Consider the following 21,547-nt stretch of genomic DNA (forward strand, 5'->3'; position numbering starts at 1 on the left):
AAATTTGGCACAAAGAAATCCTTTTTACCAATCATATAAATTAGAAAAAAAATGAAGATAAACAACAGTACGAAGAAAAGCCTGCTCATCATCGCACTCGCGATAGCCAGTACTACTTACCAGACACAGGCCGCTCCGATAGAACATATCGGCGACAGATACATCATGCATATTCCAGAAATGGAACTCACAGGCGAAGAATCACTCCTCGATGTGCTCATGATGTGCCCGGAAGTCATCTCGCTCGACGGCAACAACATCATCGGCGGAGATCCATTCGCCAACCTCTACGGCAAGTTCGTCATCCGCATCGACAACCAGGAATACGGACTCGATTACGCCACCTTCCTCCACCATTTCAAGGCTCGGGAGATTGAAACCATCAAGGTGTGCCAGAACGCCGAAGTGATGAAGGGATGCAGCAGTCTGAAGAAAGTCATCGACATCACGCTGCGCAAGAAGGAGAACGGAACCACCGGCAGATGGGGACTCTTCGGTGATACCTACGGCGGCGCAAAAGGCATCGTCAGCGTCATGAGCCAGCAGGATAAACTCCGCGTGCTCAGTCATGTAGAAGGCAACTTCCAGCGCACCTCCAGCAGCGATAAGGACGCCTACCAGGGCATCTCAGGCACCACCGTGAACCACTACTCCCACGAGGGCGCCAAGCTCAATCTGCTCTGGACACCTACCGCGAAGGATGTGCTCGAAATAGATGCGATGCAGACCTATACCCGCAACCATTTCACCCACACCCCGGCCGATTACGTGCGCGCCTATCATCTGCAGGCCGACTATACCCGCACGCTCGCCGACAACGGCTCCAACATCCTCTTTACCCTCGGAGCCGAGCATATCAGCGACAACGGACGCACGCTGGAAGAAAACCAGACTGCGCCTTACCAGAACCACTCTACCTACCCCTTCATGGTAGTAGAATACGCCACTCCGGTCATCACCTCCAATCTCTGGATTACGGCAGGTTTCGAGGGCGGACTCTCCATCGAGAAGAACTGCATCGCCGGTTACACCAACCATTCCAACTACCAGGATTTCTACGCCCAGCTGGATTACAACATCGGCAAGTGGGGATTCATGGCAGGCGACCGCTTCCGCATCATCAACTTCCGTCCTAAGCAGATTGCGCCGGAAGAGCACTGGAAGCATACCACGCGCAACCATATCTACTCGGTGAGCGCCTATTACAGCTTCACGCCGGGTCATACCCTGCAGGCCACCTACTGCCGCCGCATCTTCAATCCCGAGTTTGGCGATTTCGTTACCGCGGGCGATATGGAGGGCACCTGGCAGCCGGTTTATACCGCCGATATCGGCAACAGTATGGCGAATGTGGTAGAGCTCAAGCATACCTACAGCCGTCCTGCCTTCGTGCTCAGCACCTCGGTGAAGAACATCCACCAGCACCTGCTCAGCGCCATCCACGACAATACGCTCGGCATCGGCTCCACCGCCTTCTGGCACAAGGGCATCCTTCGCCTCACAGCCGGAGTCAACTACTTCTGGCAGCGCAGCGAAACCCCTTCAGAGGAGGCTCAGCAGCACAATGCGGAGTATAATCATTTTGCCGTGTTCAAGTTGGCACCGCAGCTCACAATGGCCGATGGCTGGCGCTTTACGGGCAGCCTCATCTGGTGTACCCGTCGCCGCAGCGATACCTACACCCCGGCTAATCTCTATGCCGAGGTAGGGGTATACAAGAATCTGGGCAAGCACTGGACGCTCGAAGGCCGCTTCCACGATATGGCGAGCCAGCACTTCGGCAACCGCGCTGCCACCATCGGCTGCACGTATTATTTTTAATTGAACTTTTAACAATCTTTTTCTAAATCAGAAGCAAGATTTCTGTTCCTTTCTTATTTTATTATCAGAAAGTGAAACAATAAAAAGAAAGGAACATTATATATGAGAAAAATTGATTTCAAGAAGATCGGGCTGGCAGCGATGATGCTCCTGTCGGCCCTCACATTCCAGTCGTGCGATAACGATAACGATACCGACTGGGATCGCGTTTTTCCTAACGCACTGGTAACCGTGAAGAAGAGTGGCGATGCCTGCTATCTGCAGCTCGACGACAACACCACGCTGCTCGCCAAGAACCTGAAACCTACCATTTTTGACGGTAAGGAGGTTCGCGCCCTGGTCAACTACACGCAGACCTCGGAGAAGAGCGAGAAGTATAACCAGGTGATTCACGTCAACTGGATAGACAGCATCCTGACCAAGAAGCCAGTTCCATCGCTCGGTTCTGATACCGAGAACAGCGAGAAGTATGGCAACGACATGGTCGACATCGTGCGCGACTGGGTAACGGTGGCAGAAGATGGCTATCTCACCCTCCGTTTCCGTGCTCTCTGGGGCGGTCAGAAGGTGCATTACATCAACCTCGTTACGGGTGTGAATCCAGAGAATCCTTACGAGGTAGAGCTGCGCCACAATGTTAATGGCGACTCTCAGAACTACTGGCGCGATGCCCTCGTAGCGTTCAATCTGAACGATGCCGTGCCTGATACCGAAGGCAAGACGGTGAAGCTCACCATCCGCTGGCGTTCCAGCCAGGGCTACAAGAAGGTAGATTTCGATTACTGTTCGCGCAAGCCTATCAGCAGTCCGAAGATGCTCGAAGGATACAGCCAGGAAGGAAGAGATATCCGATAAACGAAGAAAAAGCAGATAAAGCAGATAAAGCAAAAGCCCCGATGCGTGATGCATCGGGGCTTTTTTGGGTTTCCTTTATGGTAAAGGCTTTCTGGGGGGACCAGCGATGGAATCGCTGGGGACAGGGGCACAAAGGGGCTAAGGTTCTTTTTACCTTTTTACTTTTTTACCTTTTTACCTTTTAAAGGCTGCTGCAGCTTGTTATACCGAGGGTGGTAGCGATGGCTGTAAGGAAGGAGATTGCAATCTGCAAAATTGTTTTCCAGGTACTTGCTTTCATAATGTTTAATTTTTAATTTTTAATGTTGAATGTTTAATGTTGACTTGGTTGGCCTCAGGCGAGGGCTTTATTCAAGCCCGTCGCCGCCTTCCTGAGAGCCGCCGCCGGTAGTTCCGGAGCCGCCCTGGCTGGTGTCGCCGCCTTGTTCTGTGCCGCCAGAGGTACCACCAGAGGTGCCACCCTCGTCGGTGCCGGTATAGCCGCCGTACTCCTGAATCTTGCACTTCTTGCGCAGCTCAGAGTTGCTCCAGCTTTTTGTGTTTCTCACAATCAGGTGTACACCCTCTACGCTGGCAGCCGTTACCTTCTCCTTGGTATCCTCCGCCTTCGAAGTCATACCGATGGAGAACAGGCCGAGGTCAGAGAGACGCACACTCTTACCGTCGAGAATCAACTCCTGCAGATGGTCGAGTGCATCCATCAGCACACCGTGGATAGTACCTCGGGAGTAAGGCGAACCGTGGTCAGAGATGTGAGATACGAATCCCTCGAAATCCACCTCGCGGTCGGTTACCGCAGTGGCATACCACTTTTTCTTACCTGCGTTCTCGCCGCTCTGTGGTGTACGCTGCAACTTACGATACTTCAATGTTCCTTTCTGTTCCATGATATTAAAATATTAAAGGGTTAATATAAATGTTGAATGTTGAGTGTTGAATGTTAACTTGGTGGGGTGCGCTTTGTTGAGTGCATCCTTTCTTCGAACGACAGTGCAAAGAAAGTGCAAACGAGAACAGAGCTAAGCTTGCTTAAGCTTTGTCGAGTGCAGCCTTTCTTCGAACGACAGTGCAAAGGTACGGCAATTTTCTGATACTACCAAATTTCACCCTGCAGAGTTATGTTAAACAGATTTAACACTTCGAACACATCCGGTTAATCTTGCCAACTCATAATTTATCGTGTGAGAAAACTATGTAATGTAAAAAGTTTCTCTATGCTTTCTCACTCCGAAAAGCAACAGGAAGCAAGAAATCCATCATCAACCACCGAACCCATTTCCACCTCCAAAGTGTGACAGTTGTGACAGTTGTGACAGTTTTCAGCGCCTCCCCCACCTCCCTCTCTTTAGAGGTAACTTATAATATATATAAAAATATATATAATAAGTTAAATATAATAATAACAATTTGAAAGCAGCCCGATTTCATATACCCCTCCCCTGAAAACTGTCACAACTGTCACAACTGTCACAACTGTAACGCTCCCTCAATCCTTCTCCTCTCCTTCTCCCTCCATCCTGTTTTGTAAAGAAAAAAGGAATCACCCTAAACCTGATTTCCTATCATCTTTCTCCATGAAAACACAAAAGAAAAGCCCCAAAACTTGCTTAAAAGAAAAATATACTAGCTGGATGTTAGAAGTTTTTCGGGAAAAGTTTTGGAGATTAGGAGATAAAGTATTATCTTTGCCATCAGATTCAAAAACGAATAATCAAACTGAGTTATGATAGTAAGACCAAAGCGCATTTATCGCAAGCGCATACCATACGGCATGCAGAATTTTGAGGATGTCATAAAAGAGGATTGTTACTATGTGGACAAGACTCCTTTCATAGAGCAAATAGAAGAATCCAACAAGTATTTCTTCTTCATTCGCCCTCGCCGTTTCGGCAAGACACTTACCCTCTCCATGCTTGAAAATTACTATGACATCAACAAGAAAGACAAGTTTGATGAAATCTTTGGCAAGCTATACATCGGGCAGAATCCTACACCAGAGCATAGTACATATCTCATCATCCACCTCAATTTTGCCGAGGTGGCAGCAGGATTGGATGATTATAAGGATGGACTGGACAACCATTGTCGCCTTGTATTCAATTTCTTCTGCGACATCTATGCACATATTCTTCCTGCCAATACCAAGGAAGGAATGGAAAAGTTAACAGATGCAGTGTCTCAACTGAGGTTTCTTTGCCAGAAATGCCAGGAGGTGGGGAAGAAGATTTATCTCTTCATCGATGAGTACGACAACTTCACCAACATGATTCTCGCCCATGAGGAGCATCTTATGAGGTATCGCAACCAGACCCACGGAGAGGGATACTTGCGCCAGTTCTTCAACACCATCAAGGGTGCGGCTGGCAATACTCTGGGCAGAGTGTTCGTCACGGGAGTAAGCCCTGTGACCATGGATGACCTGACCAGCGGATTCAACATCGGAACCAACTACTCCCTAAGCCCAAAATTCAATGAGATGACGGGCTTCACGGAAGAAGAAGTGAGAGAGATGCTGGATTATTACCGCAGCGTTCTGCCGTTCAATCACACCACCGATGAGCTGATCAAGGTGATGAAGCCTTGGTACGACAACTATTGCTTTGCCGTCAAGAGCTATGGCAAGACCACGATGTACAACTCCGTGATGGTACTCAATTTCATTAGCAACTATATAGATAATGAGTACGACATCCCCGACTCCATGGTAGAGACCAACATCCGTATCGACTATGACAAGTTGCGAATGCTCATCCGCCACGACAAGGAGTTCGCCCACGATGCCAGCATCATCCAGCAGTTGGTAACCCAGGGATTCGTGATAGGCACGCTCAACGAGAACTTCCCTGCCGAGCGAATCAACGACCCAGACAACTTCCTCAGCCTGCTGTTCTATTTCGGCATGGTGACGATAGACGGAACATACAAGGGTGAGACCAAGTTCATCATCCCGAATGAGGTGGTGCGAGACCAGATGTACACCTACCTGCTCGACACCTACAAGGAGAACGACTTGGTATATGATAGATATAGCAAGGGTAAACTGGAGAGCAAACTGGCATACGATGGACAATTCAAGCCATACTTTGAGTATATCGCCGACTGCCTGAAGAAGTACTCCTCCCAGCGAGACAAGCAGAAGGGAGAGGCTTTCGTGCATGGCTTCACCTTGGCGATGACAAGCCAGAACAAGTTCTATCGCCCTATCTCTGAGCTGGACAATGACGGCGGCTATGCTGACATCTTCCTCTCTCCGCTCTGTGACATCTACAAGGACATGGTAGATTCATATATCATCGAGTTGAAATATTGCAAGAGCCAAACCACAGATGAGCAAGTGAAAAAGCTCTTCGAGGAGGCTTCAGCTCAAATCTCTCGCTATGCGGACAGTGATATGGTCAGAGAGGCAGTAAAGACTACAAAGCTCCACAAGCTGGTGGTTATCTACCGCGGAGCGGAAATGGTGGCTTGCGAGGAGATATAAAACAATTTCAACCATCAGGTTGAAAAATGCCGGGGTGAAGGGATTCTCGCCCATAAACTTGCGCTATATGAGTAAGTTTTTCAAACTATATGCTCCACTATGTGAAAAAGTTCCGCAGGCTGCGGACGATTTTGAAGAGGACTTGTATAAAACAGATATTCAGCGAGTTAGAGATAAAAAAACAAAATCGTCTACACGCGTGTAGACGATTTCAAAATTCTATTCTTTATTCCATGGTTTCATCATCAACGTATCATCGACAAATACAAGGATGATGTGAACAAAGAGAACTTATCCATAGCAGAAATGAGCGGCAAGAAACTCGACTGGTTCCGCAAGGTCTGTGCAGCGGTACTTTAGATACCTTGCCCCACACGCCCTGAAGGGGCAGAAGCTCCTCCCCCAGGGTAACACCCTGGTTATAAGCGCAATCCGCCATATTGTTGTGGCGCTGTTCTATGGTCAAACGGTCCGACATACTCTTTATTTACAAAGACTTCTTTTAACGTAACTTAGAAATAAAAACGAGGTCACTCTTACCAGCAACCTCGTTCAAATATTAGTTGAGTTTTAAAATATCCTCCTTGGCAAGCCCTGTATATCTTGCGATTTTATCAATAGGCTCGTTTTCCATCAGCATATTCTTAGCTATTTCTATTTTACCCTCTATGATAGCTCCTTTATAAGCTGCAATATGGTCACGCATCACCTTGATTGCATCATCATATTTCTCTTGATCTTCCTTGCAGAGTGCAGTAATGTCCTCTATCGCAGCAAGTTTCTGGAAGAGTTCATTTTCTGCCAAAGAAGGTATTTTGTCCAATATACTCATATTATTTAATTCTATTAAAAGAAACAATTCTTATATCAATAAACCCATTCATTGGCAAAATTAATCTTTTCTCATGAAAACACAAAAGAAAAAGCCTAAAAACTTGCAAAAAAGAGAAATATTGCTTTTTTTTGCAGAAAAAAAAGATGGCAAAGGAAATATAAGCTTATCAGTAATTTCTCATAAATCGTGTAATAATTCATAAAAAGAAGGCTTTTACTTGGTAGTTTCAGGTTTTTATTTTATCTTTGCAGAAGATAGGCTGCATCTCGGCAAAACATTCAAGCAAGCTTGATGTTCTGCACTCGATTTGCACTATCTTTGCGGTAGAAACAAAAACGATAATTATGAAGTCAAGGGAATATTATATATCACTCATCACTTCTCATGCCGAAGAGCTAAAAAAGAACTTTGGCATTAAATCATTACGCCTTTTCGGTTCTGTGTCTAGAAACGAACAGAAAGAAGGTAGTGACGTTGATATATGCGTAGATATGGAACCGAAAATGTTCCTTGTAGTAAGACTGAAACGTTTTCTAGAAAACCTGCTGGAATGTTCTGTTGACATTGTAAGATTGCACAAGCATATCAATCCATTCCTCCTTAAAGAAATAGAACATGACGGAATATACATCATCAAATAGAATTATTGGAACCTTAATACAAATTAAGGAAGCCATTAAACAATTGCAAGATTGGAACAAAGATGTACAGACTGTTGACGATTACTATTGTACACCAGAAGAATTGTAAAATATGGGGCGGTGTCCCACAAATTATGAAAAAGGATTGAATAATATGGAAAAATCTGCATTAACAAACATAACAGAAAAGCTGACTCAATCAGAGAAAATCTTTGTCTCTGACTTGAAGCTTTTAGCCGGGGAAGCACGTCGGCAAGCCTATCGCAATGCAGACCATCTATTGGTGGTTCGCAATTGGCTTATCGGTTGGCATATCGTGACACAGGAACAAAAAGGAAAGGAACGTGCGCAATATGGCAAACATGTCATCGAATTGGCCTCCCAAACCCTTACAGAAGAATACGGCAGAGGATTCGGACTGACAAGCATAAAGAACATGCGCTCTTTTTACCTGATGTTCAGTAAATTACAATTTGGTCAAGCAATGCTTGACCAATTCAAACTCACAGACAAACCAATTCGTCAAGCACCGCTTGACGAATCTACGATACCATTCTATCCTAACCTATCATGGCTTCACTATGAACGCTTACTGCGTGTAAAAGATGCGGATGCAAGGTTGTGGTATTTGAAGGAGGCAGCTCGTGAGCAATGGGATTACCGTACCTTACAGCGTAATATCTCCTCACAATACTATTATCGTTTGTTGCAAACCCCTGAACATCTGCGCAAAGAGGTAAGTGACGAAATGCGTTCGCTGACTTCAGATTTCGAAAAAGACAAACTCTCTTATCTCAAGAATCCTGTGATAGCAGAGTTCTTAGGATTACCACAGAACCCAGCCTATAGTGAATCGAAACTGGAAACTGCCATTATCGACCATCTGCAGACTTTCATCATGGAGTTGGGCAAAGGCTATGCGTTTGTGGCTCGCCAACAGCATATCAAGACGGATATGGGCGATTTCTATATCGACCTTGTGTTTTACAACATCATCCTAAAGTCCTATCTCATTATTGATTTAAAGACTACGCAGATAACTCATCAGGATGTGGGACAGATGGATATGTACGTCAGAATGTATGACGAGTTGAAGAAAGAGGAAGGCAATAATCCTACTATCGGTTTGGTTCTGTGTTCTGACACTAGCAATGACCTTGCACGTTATTCCATATTGAAAGACAGCAAGCAGCTCTTTGCCGCTAAGTATCTTACTTATCTTCCTACAGAAGAAGAGTTGAGCCGAGAAATCCGTGAACAGAAAGAATTTTTTGAACTACAAAAGGGAAAAGAGGCAGAAGATGAAGATTAGATTCATATGTATACTTGTAGTTTTGCTCTGTTGCTTTGTTAGCCGGGCACAAATGGTTGGCTACTCCTACAAGCTATTTGCGCAGTTGTCACCTTTGGATTAGTAGTGATAAGTTTGCAGATGGCTCTTTTAGCCTTCACGAACACTTTTCTTTGCTTGACTTCTTGGACTGTTTCTTTCTTTTCGTTGGCGAACTCTTTGGTGTCGTTGGCGAACTGTTTTTCTGAGTTGGCGAACTCTTTTGAGTCGTTGGCGAACTGTTTTTCTGAGTTAGCGAACTCTTTTGAGTCGTTGGCGAACTGTTGATTTATGACACACCCTCTTGTGGACCTTCAGCCCGTACTTAAACCACATGCGAAACTTGAGTTAAGAGTCCACTTAAAAAATCCGTGAAATCCCTGCCTATTCCTCCCGTCTTTCCGCCTCCGGCTCCGCCACCATTTCCGGCACTTCTTCCGGCAATTCATATCTTCTGATATGATGATCTTCCAGATAGATATGGTTCAGCGTAAAGGCGAGCGACTCCAGCGTCTTCTCCCTTACCGCCGGCTTCAGTTCACATTCCCATATCACGATGGTATGCCATCCCATTTCAGCCAGCCGGTGCAGCACCTCATGGTCCCTCTCCCGGTTCCTCCTGATCTTCTCCATCCAGAACCCGGTGTTCGATTTCGGCACCACATAATATTTGCACCCTTCATGTCCGTGCCAGAAGCATCCGTTCACAAGAATACAGGTACGATACTTCCTCAGCACGATGTCCGGCTTGCCCGGCAACCGCGGATGATTGAGCCGATACCTGAATCCCCTACTCCACAGAAATTTCCTGACAAGAATCTCCGGTTTGGTATCCCTGCCCCTTATTGCCGCCATATTGTTGTGGCGCTGTTCTATGGTTAAACGGTCAGACATTTTTAATTTATCATCAACATCTGCTTAACATTGCAACATCGCAGCAGGCGTTATGTTCAGAACCTTGCATAGCAATCTAGCTATTTTTAGAGTAGGCTCAGAGCGCCCTGTTACATAATCGTTAATACGTGAAGGACTTACTCCAATTTCTGAAGCCAGTTGTTTTTGAGTCATTTTCTTTTCATTTAAAGAAAGTTCGATAAGTTCAGAAACAGAAGGCTTTCCGATAGGAAAATGTTTCTTTTCGTATGACTCAACAATGTCCGACATTAATGTCAGTTCTATGGCATTCTTATCATTGGCAGGCGTATAGTCCGTTACCAATGGCAGGAGATCTTCTATTCTGTTGAGTGCAAACTCATATTGTTCTTTCGTAATTCTATCCATAATTGTTTTTATTAAATGGTGGAACAATCTATTTTGTCATATTCACTATGTGTTCCGACAAATCTTACGAAGAGTCGGCCTATTGTAAATTTAATAACCACTACCAACCTATACCTGTTTCCTCGAATGTTGAATACGTAATGTTGATTACCTACGTAGTCAGCATCAGGAAAGTCAGTTCTTATATCAGAAAAGTTGCGCCATTCTGCTTCTTCCGCAATCTGGTACCATCTTTCCAGAGCTACTTTTGAGTCTTCTCGCCCAGGGGTCTCGTAAAACTCTTTTAGTTTCCTATGCGAAATAATTCTCATAATTCCATGATTTAAATTTTCATTGCAAAGATATATAGAAATATTGAAATACAATAGTTTCTTCCATAAATATTTTGTTTTTTAGGATTATTTATATAATTAAGCTTGTTTTTCTACTATTTAGCTTCCACCTTACCCCTTACGGGCTGAAGGCCCAGAAGCTCCTAGCCCAGAGTATCACCCTGGGTATAAGCGCAATTAGCCTTGCGCCCTGTAGGGGCAAAAGCTTTATGTTTTGTCTGGAGTTTTAAAGCTTTTGCCCTTACAGACCGAAAAGATTTGCGTATTTTCAAATATTTCCACTAAAAAGATTTGCGTATTTTCTAATATTTTAGCTAAAAAGATTTGCGTATTTTCTAATATTTTTGTATTTTTGCACCGCCAAAAGGCATAAAATCAAGAAGTTAAAGATTTCGTAAACAATAGAAAATAAGATGAATAGATTTTTTAAACGAAAACTATATGATAGACTCCTGCAATGGAAGAATACGAGAAAGGGAGAAACAGCCATTCTCGTAGAAGGAGCACGTCGCGTTGGAAAGTCAACGCTGGTGAAGGAATTTGCTCAGAAAGAATATGAATCTTATATTCTCATTGACTTCAATAAGGCATCCAAGCGAGTTGTTTCACTATTTGACGATTTGATGGACTTGGATTTTATCTTCCTTCAGTTGCAAGCTATATATAATGTTTCTCTCGTAGCAAGGAAGTCTGCCATCATTTTTGATGAGGTGCAGGCGTGCCCTAAAGCAAGACAAGCCATCAAGTATTTGGTGGAGGATGGAAGGTATGATTATATAGAGACGGGGTCTCTTATCAGTATCACTAAAAATACGAAGGGCATTACCATTCCTAGTGAAGAGGAAAGAGTCGCCATGTACCCGTTGGATTACGAAGAATTTCGTTGGGCGATGGGAGATACGGCATCAATTCCTTTGCTCAAGCAATTCTTTGATAAACGGCTGATGCTAGGCCAAGCTCATCGAACAAAGATGAGGGAACTTCGTCTATATATGCTTGTTGGTGGTATGCCTCAAGCTGTAAATGAGTATTTGGAGACAAATAATCTCAGTATGGTAGATTTGGTAAAGCGGGATATCATTCGTTTGTATCTAGATGATTTTCAAAAGATAGATCCCTCTCGCAGAATAGAACAGTTATTCTTGAATATTCCTGCCCAGTTGAATCAGAATAGTAATCGATATAAACCTTATTCTGTTGTGGGAAGTGTGGATACGGACAAACTCCAAGGACTACTTCGAGAGATGGAAGATAGTAAGACTGTTTTGTTTGCTTATCATTCCAATGATCCCAATGTAGGGATGTCATTGCATCAAGACAATTCAAAGTTTAAACTGTTTTGTGCAGATACAGGTTTGTTTGTGACTTTGGCGTTTTGGGACAAGTCGTTTACGGAGAACGTGATTTATGAGAAACTGTTGAGTGACAAACTTTCTGCCAATCTGGGCTATATTTACGAGAATCTGGTAGCCCAAATGTTGACGGCGAATGGTAACAAGTTGTTTTATTATTCGTGGGCTAAAGATGCAACGCATAATTACGAGATTGATTTCCTTTTGTCTCGAGGAGCCAAGATTTGTCCGATAGAGGTGAAGTCATCTGGCTATAAAACTCATGCGTCGCTAGATGCCTTTTGCGATAAATACTCTAAGGTGGTGTCACAACGCTACTTGTTGTATACTAAGGATTTGACGAACGATGGCAATACCTTATTGCTGCCATTCTATATGATTCCACTCATTTGATGGTAATATTCTTACGAAGAGTTTTTGGCAATAGGCCCACTCCATAGAAGATCTTCCAGAGGATTATCTCCCTACCGAAGATTCTTATTATGAATTTGAGCCAGAAGATGTGAACAAAGAGAACTTATCCATAGCAGAAATGAGCGGCAAGAAACTCGACTGGTTCCGCAAGGTCTGTGCAGCGGTACTGTAGTCACTTTTTCCGATTGTCTGCAATTCGTCCGCAACTTGCGGACAAATTCACTGATAGCACAATAACCATTGATATTCAACAAGTTGCAGCCAATAAACGAAATCGTCTACAGCCTGTTGACGATTTCAAATTATTGGTTCCTAACTCTAGTTCCGCATGTGGTTCAGGTACGGGCTGAAGGCCCAGAAGCTCCTAGCCCAGGGCATCACCCTGGGTATAAGCGCAATCAGCCTTGCGCCCTGTAGGGGCAAAAGCCTTTTTAAAAAGGATATTAAGAATGAAAACAAGAGAAGGCAAGAAACCAGCACCATGATGGCAGCGATGTAGATATCTATGTAGAAATGCCCCCTAAGTTTTTCCTGATAGTCCGTCTGAAGGCATACCTTGAAGCCCTTCTGGGTTGCCCTGTCGATATTATCCGAAAGCACCAGCACCTCAACCCCTTCCGGCTCAAAGAGATTGAGAAAGATGGGATTGAAGTGATAGCGGAGAGATAGATTAGGGACACCGGTAGATAAATATGTTGACTATGGTACTCAACAAGTATCTCCGTTCGGCATCCTTGCTCCTTATTGCCGCCATATTGTTGTGGCGCTGTTCTATGGTTAAACGGTCTGACATTTTACTCTATCTTTTTTAAAAAGCCCTAAACAAAACTATTTTCCCCTATACTCCATCAGTTTTTCTGCCGTTGTAAACATAGGCTCGCCAGGAACATAGCTTTGGAATTTCTTAAGATGCTCAGCCCTCATATCCTGCAACAATCTGCCGATATCAATATTGCCGATATTCACCTCCTCATCAAAACGGAAGAAGAAGTAATTTCGCTTCGCACCATCATCGTCTCCCTCTACGGTTTCCATCGGATACCAGGTATTGCGCATTCTTTCTTCTGTCACCTTACTTGCCGTATCCTTTACGTGGAACACGTGATATTTACCCGTCTCCTCTGCACCATCGGTATAGAGAATCACGAAATGAATATTCTGCTTTTCGTAGAAATAGGCAGAATGGGCACCATCACGCGCCTCATCTTCCTTTAATTTCAGACGCACATTATAAACCAGACTACCCCTGTCGTTATTGCCCAGAATCCACTTCAGATGCTCTTCTGATTTATAATAACCCACCAGGATGCCACGACTCAAATCACGCTCCAGATAATGCACAGTAAGCCATTGCGGTGAATTCAGAGGCTGCTCCATTTCCTGTTCCACAGCCGGTTTCAACACCTTCTCAGGGTCCTTACCCATGTTACACTTGTCGATGATGAAATCTTGCTTCAGCTCATTAAACTGCCCCTCCGTCTCTGTCCATTTATCTAAAGGACGGGCATAAGCAAAGTACACCTCCCTATCCTCACCATAAGGCTTAAACACCCTACCGTTCATCTCATAGAAGTGTTTCTGCATATACAACTCGCCATCAACGCCCAGTTTGGCTCTCATGGCATAGATGCAGTAGTTTTTCTGTATCACCTCCCTTATCTCGTTGCGGAAAATATCTCTCACCTTCCTCTTCCACTGCGCCTTTTCGTTTGCCTTATTTCGGGCATATAGGAAAAGCACATAAAGGAAATTGACATCATACTGCGAAAGGAAGAGCGTATCGCGGTCGAAGAGCCTGTCAGGAAACTGATACGAAACCGTCGTACAGTGCTCCCCATTACCATTATAATGCTTGCGGATATTCTTCTCCCCTGCATTATACCGGTGATCATCATACACGAAACCACTGATAAAGAAGTTAGGAATCACGTCATACCCCTCTGTAGCTCCGATATCCTGCAAATGGATATCCCTGAAGCTCTCCCTGTCCTTCGCCCTGTTTTTTTTGTCTTCATCATCAAAGGCGGTATCATCAGAGAGGAACAGATTGATGTTCCACTGAATCACATTCCGGGCATAAGTATATTGCTTGTAGATAGATTCCGAAGTAAGCGGATGTCCGTTCTTATAATACTTGCTGTCGCCGATATAATATACCTCTCTGCTGGCCTGCGCATCATTCGATGTAAGAGCCAGGTCGGTATAGAGATGGTCCACCCGCTTGCCGTCCTTCTGGTCAGCAAGTCCCTTAGGAATATCGGTATGAGGCGTACCAATCAGGTCGTCAATCATAGCCTCGAACACGATATTGAAATTCTTGGCAAGAATATATTCCTGAGCATGCGCATTGATGGCGATGCGATAAGAATTCTCGAAGAAGGCATAGCACATATCCCAGAGCTGCAGCGCCTTATCCGAAAAATACTTATACTTAATCTGCATGAGTCTCATCTTGCCCATGCCCTTCAGATATTCCTTAAACTGCTTACCCGTAATCAGTTCATACTGGATATTGATAGGCGTTTGGAAACCATATTCAGCATTCAGATAGTTCAGAATGCTATAGTAGATGATAAACAGCTCCTCCTCATAGTTCACGATGCGCTTTTTATTGACAAGTTTCAGATACACAGGCGCTCCGTTTCCCTGCATGAAGGCAGAAGAATGACTGATGGTTTTCGTCCAGTTAATCTTATTGTTGCCACGGTGCAGATTCTTGACGGTAAAGAGCACGAAGTCACGGTTCTCCTGATTAAACCTGATCAGCGAAAGAACGATGTCGAGATAAGTATTCGTATGCTGCCGCTTACCCTTTCCTGTTCGGGTGATGTGTTTGTAGAGGATAGCCTTGCTGGTAGGATTAGCCTTATAGAACACGCTCAGTGCCCTATATACCCAGACCGAGAATTCGTAGATGAATTTACGGTACTCCCGGCTCAGTTTTTTCTGCTCCTGAGGCGTCAACACCTGTTCTGGGCATACCGTTTCCCCATCCTCCAGCGTTACGCCAGCCAGCACCTCCTTTTTCTTTTGAGGATCATCCTTCAAGAGCACCTTTGGCAGGATAAATACACAATCTCTCAGCTGTGGATTATAGAAATAACCCACATACTGCACGCTCACCTTCTTGTCCACATCCTGCAGCACATAAATGTCCTTCAGAATCTTCTCTACAGCTGAGCTTTCGTACTGATGTTCCTCAAATAGAATATACATTATTCGTTCTCCGTATTATTATTTTGCCACTTCATAATTCTGTTCAGAAAGTCAACCAGTCTCACTGTATTGACCTGTTCCCCTTCCTCATCATAGAAATCAGCGAAGGCAAGGTCTTTTTCTGTTTTCTTGCCATTCTTTTCCTCCTGATAAGTAAAGAGCGAAGCATCCTCAAAACCATAGTCCTTGAAAACATCGTTCCAGAGATAGAATATCACCTTACCCACCAGTGTATCAGCCGTGATGATGGTAGGCTTCTCGTCAGTCTCATTTGCCTTCTCAGACGGCTTGCAGAAGAAATAGCCCAACTGCTTATCGGCGCTGGATGTCATGGAAGCGATGATTTCATTCACCTTCTGGATAAAGTTCCACCAGGAGAGCGTTGTATTCTCGTCTATTATCTTTACAGGCTCTCCGTTCGCATCCTTTATCTGGATATTCCAGCCCAGTTCCTCGCCGTTCTCCTTCTTGCCTTTCTTAATCTTGATATACTTCCAGTCCCAGCGGCGCTTAAAGGCAGAGTCGATTGGGAAGAGACTCTGGTCGCTGGTGTTCATGGTTGCCAGAATGCTCATGTTAGGCGGCAGGGCCATAAAGCCAAACCAGTCTCTATCAGGGTATCTGTCCTTGCCCTCCTTATCCAGGCCGAATCTCTTGTTCATAGACGCAGCATACCCTGGGATACGGAGTTCTTTCAGATGTTCAGCTATATCCGTATCAGCCTTGATAGGATAAGTACTCCATCCGTCGTCGCTTCTATCCAGCAGCTGGAAGATGTCACCAAAAACCTGGGCACAGTTACCTCGGTTAATCTCCTCGATAACCAGGGCAATTTCCTTCTCAGGGTTCATCCAGGCTTGCTTGTAAGCCTCCAGGAAAGCCTGCTCCACAAACTCATAAGTCAGGCACTGGGAGTCCTTTATCTTATGTGGCTTGTAGCAGCCTACAAATGTAGCATAGTCGCTATCAGGATGGAAGGTAGTACGGATGCAGGTAATCTTTCCTTCATCCTCTTCCTTCTTGATAGTATGCGATTTACCGGTACCAGGAGCACCATAGTAGATGATTTGGCGAGGGGTGAAATCTCCGAATTTCAGGGATTTATCCTTGTCCTCTATCTTCTTAACATCTATATTCTGTTCATTTGTCCTGCTATCAAGTTCGTATAATCTATAGCTGTTATTATCTATTTCTATCAAATATTTGTCGCCGTATATCTCGTTGATATTATTAGCAAATATTTCCAATGATGGCAGAGTTTGCTCCTTAAAGAAACAGTATTCATTCCCTTTGAGGAACCATGTTATTGAAGTATCACAATCATCTTGATGTCTATAGTCCGTAACTGACTTTAGACTCTCAACTTTTTTACCGAAACGACAAGATTTAAATCCAACAGTCACTGTGTTAAAATTTAACCGTTTTTCAAGTTTGCTCAGATTTTCATCATATTTCAGGATAACTTTTAAAACGAATCCCCAAAAGTCGACAATATTGTTTGTCTCCTTCAATAATTTTCTTCCTACTTGAATGTCATTTTTAGGGTTTTTATCAGAGCTAACGCCAACTTCTAGGTAATCCACAAAGTTTTTATAATTTGATATAGATGCAGACCATGCGTTACCTTGTTTTTTGTTTGCTTCTAAAGGACATACCAGTTCATAGATTTTTTTTATAGACCATCGATCTATAACATCAAACAAACTGCTTTTATGGGCAACATCCTGAACTATTTGTATAACTTCCTCATGAAAAGGATGAGTGTAGGCATATTGCTTACAGGACGAATCTGCAAGTCCTGTAGATTTCAGGTACTCATAGAACATCTCTTTCTTTTTGTCTATATCTTTTTCAAGATAACTGTCCATTAAACACTTTTCGTTTTCCAATCCGAAAGTATCGAAAAACTCTTTTTTATTGTTTCTATCCATAAAACTAAAGATTTGCTTGGCGTTTATTTTTGTTGTTGACAATGTTCCCTCCTTTGAAAAAGAAAGAACTTTAGAGTAGCGGTTGATATAATTACGTACAATATCATCATTATTCTTTGCCTCATCATGGAAACAATTATGATAAGCTGTAGCATAATCACAACCTGGGTGTTTAGACACATAATCATAGAGTGTCTTTATCAAATATGTAGGGCACTCTAAATCCTTAAATCCATCACTAGCCACATAGGGATTCGGGATATAATAACGATTAATCCATAATTCCAAATATCTATGAGCTTCCGTTTCATCAATATCATGATCGAATCTAGGATAATACATACCATCTTCTGCCTCACAATACAGCGCCAACTGACAAGCTAACTGATATGGCGTATGAAAGAATTCTCCATTCCATTTGTCTTTCATGGAATTTCTGAACTGGGATATAGGCATAACTTCATGAGGCAATGAATTTGCTAATTCCATCACCGTTTTAGGAGTACCATTTCGCCATCTACATATTATATCTGCCATAATTATTCGTTTTCAGGATCGTAATATACTTTGGCATACATTTCTGAATCATTTTCACCCATCTTGGTAAGCATCAGGAATGTTACTTCAGGTATAGCGATACGCCTTATTAAATTATACGTATAAGCTTTGGGAGCTTTATTTATATCAGGATTAGAACGTTTATACGTCAATTCCTGAGCGTAAACTCTTCCATTTTTGTCATTTAGCCTTTTTCTTGTCAGGTCAAAGTTCAATTCTTCAGGAAGCAGTTTAACCTCTTCGTATAGAACTCTCCATGTATCAAGACTCACTTCATTCCTATAGTTGAATCTGTGGTTTATGTATTCCTGCTTTACAGAATCCAAATAATCCAAGACTTCATCTCGCATTAATACACAATGTACATCAAAGGCTTCAACTCCAAAGAAAGAAAAGATATCAGGATCATTCTTACTTCCCAGATAAAGACTGGCTTCTCCATTACCAGTGCCAGCTTTGTTGTCTTTAACAAAGCTGTCAACCAGTCGGATGGAAGCCCAGTCATCTATATATCTAAATATACGATTTGCCATATCAGACGCCGTATTGCGTAATATCCATCTGTTTCAACAAAGCTATAAGTACATCTACAACAATGCTATTACCTGCTTGCTGATATGCAGAAGTATCACATACTACAATTTTATAAGAATCTTTAAATCCCATCAATCTATGACATTCACGAGGGGTTAATTTTCGGATTCTTCCCTTGAAAGTCACATAGTTATCAACTCCGGCTCTATGCATTTTATGCATTGACTGTAAAAGAGGTCTCGCTATATCCAAATCTGTCTTTGTTGAAGTTTTGAAGTTTTTGGTTCCTCCTGCCAATACATATTTTGCCACCTTATCAGAAAGATAATATTTTTCTTCCACATCACGAACGTCAAATATAAACTCATCAAAAGCTTCATTCGTTGGAGTTAACTCAGAATCAGGATGATACACGAAATCTCCATGCCAATTAAACTCCTGATTTCTCTTTTGGCACAGCGCAACTTCTCCATTTATCTGAGTATAACTCTTCTCTCTGTTCTTATGACTGGTAACAAACTTAATACCTTTTTCCTTTAAGAAATACTTCGTGTCAATGTAATCTTCCAAGAAATCATACATTTTATATTCCAGTTTAATAGGAGCAGGATACTTAAAGTCTGTTGGCTTCTTAAAGCCTAAGCAGAACACTCTTTCCCGATGCTGAGGAATACCATAATCACAACTATTCAGAACCCTAAACTTTACATCATAGCCTAATTCTTCAAAAATATCATGAATTACATGCCAAGTTCTTCCCTTGTCATGACTCAATAATCCACGGACATTCTCAAAGAGGAACACTTTTGGTTCTGTCTCTTTTACAACACGAGCAAATTCATAGAATAAAGTACCTCTTGCGTCTTCGAAGCCTAATCTGTGACCAACCATAGAAAAAGCCTGACAAGGAGCTCCACCAACTATAAAATCTACTTTTCCTTTATATTTAGTTGCATCAAACTCACGAATATCAGTAAACCAATCTTCCTCATTGATTTTATAGTTCGCAAAATAACTAATTTTACATTTTGGCTCTATGTCTCCAGCAAAAACTATTTTATGGTTCAAACCAAGACGTTGAAAAGCATGTTCTATGGCACCAATGCCACTAAAGAGTGTACCAATCCTGACACAACGTTCAGGATGGGAGAATACTAAATCCTTCCAGTTTGGTCCATCGGAAATAGGTGTTGGCAATATTTCCTTATCATCCAAATTATCAGCACGTTTCCGGACGATACGCCTTACAGCTTTTATCTTAGCACTTTCTTCCTTTATATCTTTTTCTACAGTTGCCATTATTTATTTAATCCTTTCTAAATTTCCATTAATATAATATTCCTCGCTGTCTGCTGTATTCTGCACCACAGCTCGGTCGTTGATGAACGGTCCGATGTTATAGTACTTCGGCTTAACCTTAACCGTTCCATTTGCCAATAAGATACCCCACTTACCGTTTTGCTTAAACGGGATATACCCTTTATAGCAAGGGCGCATCTCTTCATAAATGGGTGGAACTATCACCCTATTATTGTGGTTGCAGACACCGTACAAGCCATTCTTTCTAAATACATTGTACTCAGAAAGACTTGCTGCCTGATTAGCTGCATCAGGCCTTACCTGAGCATTGCCCTCTGCATGTTCTACGACCATCATTTCTTCGTCGTCCTCTGTGTAATCAGGCTCATATTCCGAATCAGAATCAAGAATCAAGTCTCGCTTGATACCAGAGCCATCATTATAGCCCTCATTCCCGTCTGTTCCGAGAAAATGATACCGCCAATGCCGGTTTGCCATTGGAGTTCCGAAACGGTTGTAAAGTCCTACATTATCCAATATAATCGTGGTCTCTTTCCCTTTCGATATGCGAAGACCTCTTCCCACTTGCTGAAGATAAAGCGAGAGTGACTTGGTTGGTCGTGCCAACTGAATAAACTCAATATCAGGACAATCAAATCCTTCGGAGAATATATTGACATTCACGATAACCTCTATGCTGCCATTGGCGAAATCTGCAATCTTCTGCTCACGCTCTGCTGTAGGAGTTGTACCATCTATCATACAGACACTTACACCCTTCGTTGCATATAAGTCGCAGATATTACTGGCATGTTTGCGGTCGATAGCATAGATAATGCCTTTCTTACCCTTTGCATATTTCTCGTAGCTTTTATATAAGCCAGCACGTATCTTGGCTTTATCTATTACCGCACTCAATTCAGAATCTAGATAATCTCCATCTGCTCCCATCCGATCTATTCCGTTAATGGCATGCTGAACCTCTGAGGTTGGCTTGATACTGATATAATCATAATTGGCCAAATAGCCCTGATTAACAAACCACTCTATGCTCTTTGCCAAAACAATATCGCCAAACAAAGACGTAAAACCGCAATGACTCATACGCCAAGGAGTGGCTGTTACACCCAGTTTCTTGCTATTAGGGAACATCTCCCAAAGCTTCTGGTATCCAGGTGCCATACAGTGGTGCGCCTCGTCAATGATGATAAAGTCGAACTGTACCCGACGCATTATCTCATAATGCCGACGGCTCATGAAAGTCTGAATAGAAGCTACCTGTATAGACTTGTCTAAATCCAGTTTTTCGCCGCTAACAATCACTCCATGAGGAATATTTCCCAGTTTTCTGCTAGCCTGTCTGATCAGTTCCCTACGATGAGCAACAATCAAAATCTTAGATTCACGACTATGAAGGTTGCACCATCGCAAAATATCCTTGACAACCGAAGTAAAGACAATAGTCTTGCCCGTACCAGTTGGCATCTGAAGCATAACATTGTCTATTCTGTCCCAAAGACCATAGACATTATGTTTCATTTCTGCCTGATAAGGACGCAACCCGGTATCATCCGACTCTATATGCGAGAATCGGATGGCAGGGCGTTCGAAGGGTTCTACCTTCTCTACTTCCTCGTCAAGATATATGTCTTTATCTGTTATCATTA

19 protein-coding genes are annotated in these 21,547 nt (G+C 43.1%); 7 read left to right on the forward strand and 12 right to left on the reverse strand.

Annotated elements, in window-relative coordinates; translation table 11 throughout:
- Window positions 1–51: 51 nt before the first annotated feature.
- Window positions 52–1,821 (forward strand): TonB-dependent receptor, encoded by a 1,770-nt coding sequence (locus NQ544_RS07170; RefSeq protein WP_006847342.1) that lies wholly within the window; start codon window positions 52–54, stop codon window positions 1,819–1,821.
- A gap of 102 nt (window positions 1,822–1,923) precedes the next feature.
- Entirely contained in the window at window positions 1,924–2,676 is a 753-nt protein-coding gene (locus NQ544_RS07175; RefSeq protein ID WP_006847341.1) for a NigD1/NigD2 family lipoprotein, read from the forward strand.
- Window positions 2,677–2,857: 181 nt separating this feature from the next.
- On the opposite strand, the gene NQ544_RS07180 is transcribed toward NQ544_RS07175, so the two are convergent.
- Together NQ544_RS07180 and NQ544_RS07185 are read right to left on the reverse strand one after the other, a co-directional pair.
- Window positions 2,858–2,956: a smalltalk protein gene (locus NQ544_RS07180; protein WP_153080104.1), complete on the reverse strand. Its 99-nt coding sequence runs from the start codon at window positions 2,954–2,956 to the stop codon at window positions 2,858–2,860.
- A 67-nt stretch (window positions 2,957–3,023) separates the two neighbouring features.
- Complete coding sequence (locus NQ544_RS07185) at window positions 3,024–3,563, reverse strand: HU family DNA-binding protein (protein ID WP_006847339.1); 540 nt, start codon at window positions 3,561–3,563, stop codon at window positions 3,024–3,026.
- A gap of 836 nt (window positions 3,564–4,399) precedes the next feature.
- Here NQ544_RS07185 and NQ544_RS07190 point away from each other — a divergent pair.
- Entirely contained in the window at window positions 4,400–6,157 is a 1,758-nt protein-coding gene (locus tag NQ544_RS07190; RefSeq protein ID WP_228023694.1) for an ATP-binding protein, read from the forward strand.
- A 559-nt stretch (window positions 6,158–6,716) separates the two neighbouring features.
- On the opposite strand, the gene NQ544_RS07195 is transcribed toward NQ544_RS07190, so the two are convergent.
- Complete coding sequence (locus NQ544_RS07195) at window positions 6,717–6,989, reverse strand: hypothetical protein (RefSeq protein ID WP_006847335.1); 273 nt, start codon at window positions 6,987–6,989, stop codon at window positions 6,717–6,719.
- A 347-nt stretch (window positions 6,990–7,336) separates the two neighbouring features.
- Here NQ544_RS07195 and NQ544_RS07200 point away from each other — a divergent pair, with 347 nt between their 5' ends.
- The gene (locus NQ544_RS07200; protein ID WP_022121250.1) at window positions 7,337–7,633 is read left to right on the forward strand and encodes a nucleotidyltransferase family protein; all 297 of its coding nucleotides are present in this window, start codon (window positions 7,337–7,339) and stop codon (window positions 7,631–7,633) included.
- Window positions 7,634–7,787: 154 nt separating this feature from the next.
- Window positions 7,788–8,945, forward strand: a complete 1,158-nt coding sequence (locus NQ544_RS07205; protein WP_040552895.1) for a PDDEXK nuclease domain-containing protein — start codon at window positions 7,788–7,790, stop codon at window positions 8,943–8,945.
- A gap of 402 nt (window positions 8,946–9,347) precedes the next feature.
- Here NQ544_RS07205 and NQ544_RS07210 read toward each other — a convergent pair whose 3' ends face one another.
- The 3 genes from NQ544_RS07210 to NQ544_RS07220 are packed head-to-tail and all read right to left on the reverse strand — an operon-like array spanning window position 9,348 to window position 10,555.
- Window positions 9,348–9,857 carry a very short patch repair endonuclease gene (locus NQ544_RS07210; protein ID WP_006847330.1) on the reverse strand — a complete coding sequence of 170 codons (510 nt, stop codon included), beginning with the start codon at window positions 9,855–9,857 and terminating at the stop codon, window positions 9,348–9,350.
- 24 nt (window positions 9,858–9,881) lie between these two features.
- A complete protein-coding gene (locus NQ544_RS07215) occupies window positions 9,882–10,244 on the reverse strand; it encodes a helix-turn-helix domain-containing protein (protein WP_006847329.1) in 363 nt (120 codons plus the stop codon).
- Window positions 10,245–10,255: 11 nt separating this feature from the next.
- Window positions 10,256–10,555, reverse strand: coding sequence for a type II toxin-antitoxin system HigB family toxin (locus NQ544_RS07220; RefSeq protein ID WP_006847328.1), 300 nt, complete (start codon window positions 10,553–10,555; stop codon window positions 10,256–10,258).
- Window positions 10,556–10,989: 434 nt separating this feature from the next.
- On the opposite strand from NQ544_RS07220, the gene NQ544_RS07225 reads away from it, so the two are divergent.
- Entirely contained in the window at window positions 10,990–12,321 is a 1,332-nt protein-coding gene (locus NQ544_RS07225; protein WP_006847326.1) for an ATP-binding protein, read from the forward strand.
- Between the two features lie 534 nt (window positions 12,322–12,855).
- Complete coding sequence (locus tag NQ544_RS13945) at window positions 12,856–13,011, forward strand: hypothetical protein (RefSeq protein ID WP_368389032.1); 156 nt, start codon at window positions 12,856–12,858, stop codon at window positions 13,009–13,011.
- A 1-nt stretch (window position 13,012) separates the two neighbouring features.
- On the opposite strand, the gene NQ544_RS07230 is transcribed toward NQ544_RS13945, so the two are convergent.
- The 6 genes from NQ544_RS07230 to NQ544_RS07255 form a co-directional block, all read right to left on the reverse strand.
- Window positions 13,013–13,135, reverse strand: coding sequence for a hypothetical protein (locus NQ544_RS07230; RefSeq protein ID WP_006847323.1), 123 nt, complete (start codon window positions 13,133–13,135; stop codon window positions 13,013–13,015).
- A gap of 35 nt (window positions 13,136–13,170) precedes the next feature.
- Window positions 13,171–15,558, reverse strand: a complete 2,388-nt coding sequence (locus NQ544_RS07235) for a hypothetical protein (RefSeq protein ID WP_006847322.1) — start codon at window positions 15,556–15,558, stop codon at window positions 13,171–13,173.
- The gene (locus tag NQ544_RS07240; RefSeq protein WP_228023692.1) at window positions 15,558–16,757 is read right to left on the reverse strand and encodes an AAA family ATPase; all 1,200 of its coding nucleotides are present in this window, start codon (window positions 16,755–16,757) and stop codon (window positions 15,558–15,560) included. Before NQ544_RS07240 ends, NQ544_RS07235 begins: the two co-directional genes overlap by 1 nt.
- A gap of 1,271 nt (window positions 16,758–18,028) precedes the next feature.
- Entirely contained in the window at window positions 18,029–18,580 is a 552-nt protein-coding gene (locus tag NQ544_RS07245; protein WP_006847320.1) for a hypothetical protein, read from the reverse strand.
- Window position 18,581: 1 nt separating this feature from the next.
- Window positions 18,582–19,880 (reverse strand): DNA cytosine methyltransferase, encoded by a 1,299-nt coding sequence (locus NQ544_RS07250; protein ID WP_006847319.1) that lies wholly within the window; start codon window positions 19,878–19,880, stop codon window positions 18,582–18,584.
- 3 nt (window positions 19,881–19,883) lie between these two features.
- Window positions 19,884–21,545, reverse strand: coding sequence for a DEAD/DEAH box helicase family protein (locus tag NQ544_RS07255; RefSeq protein WP_006847318.1), 1,662 nt, complete (start codon window positions 21,543–21,545; stop codon window positions 19,884–19,886).
- Window positions 21,546–21,547 lie beyond the last annotated feature (2 nt).

It is taken from the genome of Segatella copri DSM 18205, from assembly GCF_025151535.1.
Taxonomy (GTDB): Bacteria; Bacteroidota; Bacteroidia; order Bacteroidales; family Bacteroidaceae; genus Prevotella; species Prevotella copri.

What these genes read in the sequence shown, in the direction of transcription:
- NQ544_RS07170 (WP_006847342.1), top strand. Translation starts at nt 52, where the DNA reads ATGAAGATAAACAACAGTACGAAGAAAAGCCTGCTCATCATCGCACTC.
- NQ544_RS07175 (WP_006847341.1), top strand. Translation starts at nt 1,924, where the DNA reads ATGAGAAAAATTGATTTCAAGAAGATCGGGCTGGCAGCGATGATGCTC.
- NQ544_RS07180 (WP_153080104.1), bottom strand. Translation starts at nt 2,956, where the DNA reads ATGAAAGCAAGTACCTGGAAAACAATTTTGCAGATTGCAATCTCCTTC.
- NQ544_RS07185 (WP_006847339.1), bottom strand. Translation starts at nt 3,563, where the DNA reads ATGGAACAGAAAGGAACATTGAAGTATCGTAAGTTGCAGCGTACACCA.
- NQ544_RS07190 (WP_228023694.1), top strand. Translation starts at nt 4,400, where the DNA reads ATGATAGTAAGACCAAAGCGCATTTATCGCAAGCGCATACCATACGGC.
- NQ544_RS07195 (WP_006847335.1), bottom strand. Translation starts at nt 6,989, where the DNA reads ATGAGTATATTGGACAAAATACCTTCTTTGGCAGAAAATGAACTCTTC.
- NQ544_RS07200 (WP_022121250.1), top strand. Translation starts at nt 7,337, where the DNA reads ATGAAGTCAAGGGAATATTATATATCACTCATCACTTCTCATGCCGAA.
- NQ544_RS07205 (WP_040552895.1), top strand. Translation starts at nt 7,788, where the DNA reads ATGGAAAAATCTGCATTAACAAACATAACAGAAAAGCTGACTCAATCA.
- NQ544_RS07210 (WP_006847330.1), bottom strand. Translation starts at nt 9,857, where the DNA reads ATGTCTGACCGTTTAACCATAGAACAGCGCCACAACAATATGGCGGCA.
- NQ544_RS07215 (WP_006847329.1), bottom strand. Translation starts at nt 10,244, where the DNA reads ATGGATAGAATTACGAAAGAACAATATGAGTTTGCACTCAACAGAATA.
- NQ544_RS07220 (WP_006847328.1), bottom strand. Translation starts at nt 10,555, where the DNA reads ATGAGAATTATTTCGCATAGGAAACTAAAAGAGTTTTACGAGACCCCT.
- NQ544_RS07225 (WP_006847326.1), top strand. Translation starts at nt 10,990, where the DNA reads ATGAATAGATTTTTTAAACGAAAACTATATGATAGACTCCTGCAATGG.
- NQ544_RS13945 (WP_368389032.1), top strand. Translation starts at nt 12,856, where the DNA reads ATGCCCCCTAAGTTTTTCCTGATAGTCCGTCTGAAGGCATACCTTGAA.
- NQ544_RS07230 (WP_006847323.1), bottom strand. Translation starts at nt 13,135, where the DNA reads ATGTCAGACCGTTTAACCATAGAACAGCGCCACAACAATATGGCGGCA.
- NQ544_RS07235 (WP_006847322.1), bottom strand. Translation starts at nt 15,558, where the DNA reads ATGTATATTCTATTTGAGGAACATCAGTACGAAAGCTCAGCTGTAGAG.
- NQ544_RS07245 (WP_006847320.1), bottom strand. Translation starts at nt 18,580, where the DNA reads ATGGCAAATCGTATATTTAGATATATAGATGACTGGGCTTCCATCCGA.
- NQ544_RS07250 (WP_006847319.1), bottom strand. Translation starts at nt 19,880, where the DNA reads ATGGCAACTGTAGAAAAAGATATAAAGGAAGAAAGTGCTAAGATAAAA.
- NQ544_RS07255 (WP_006847318.1), bottom strand. Translation starts at nt 21,545, where the DNA reads ATGATAACAGATAAAGACATATATCTTGACGAGGAAGTAGAGAAGGTA.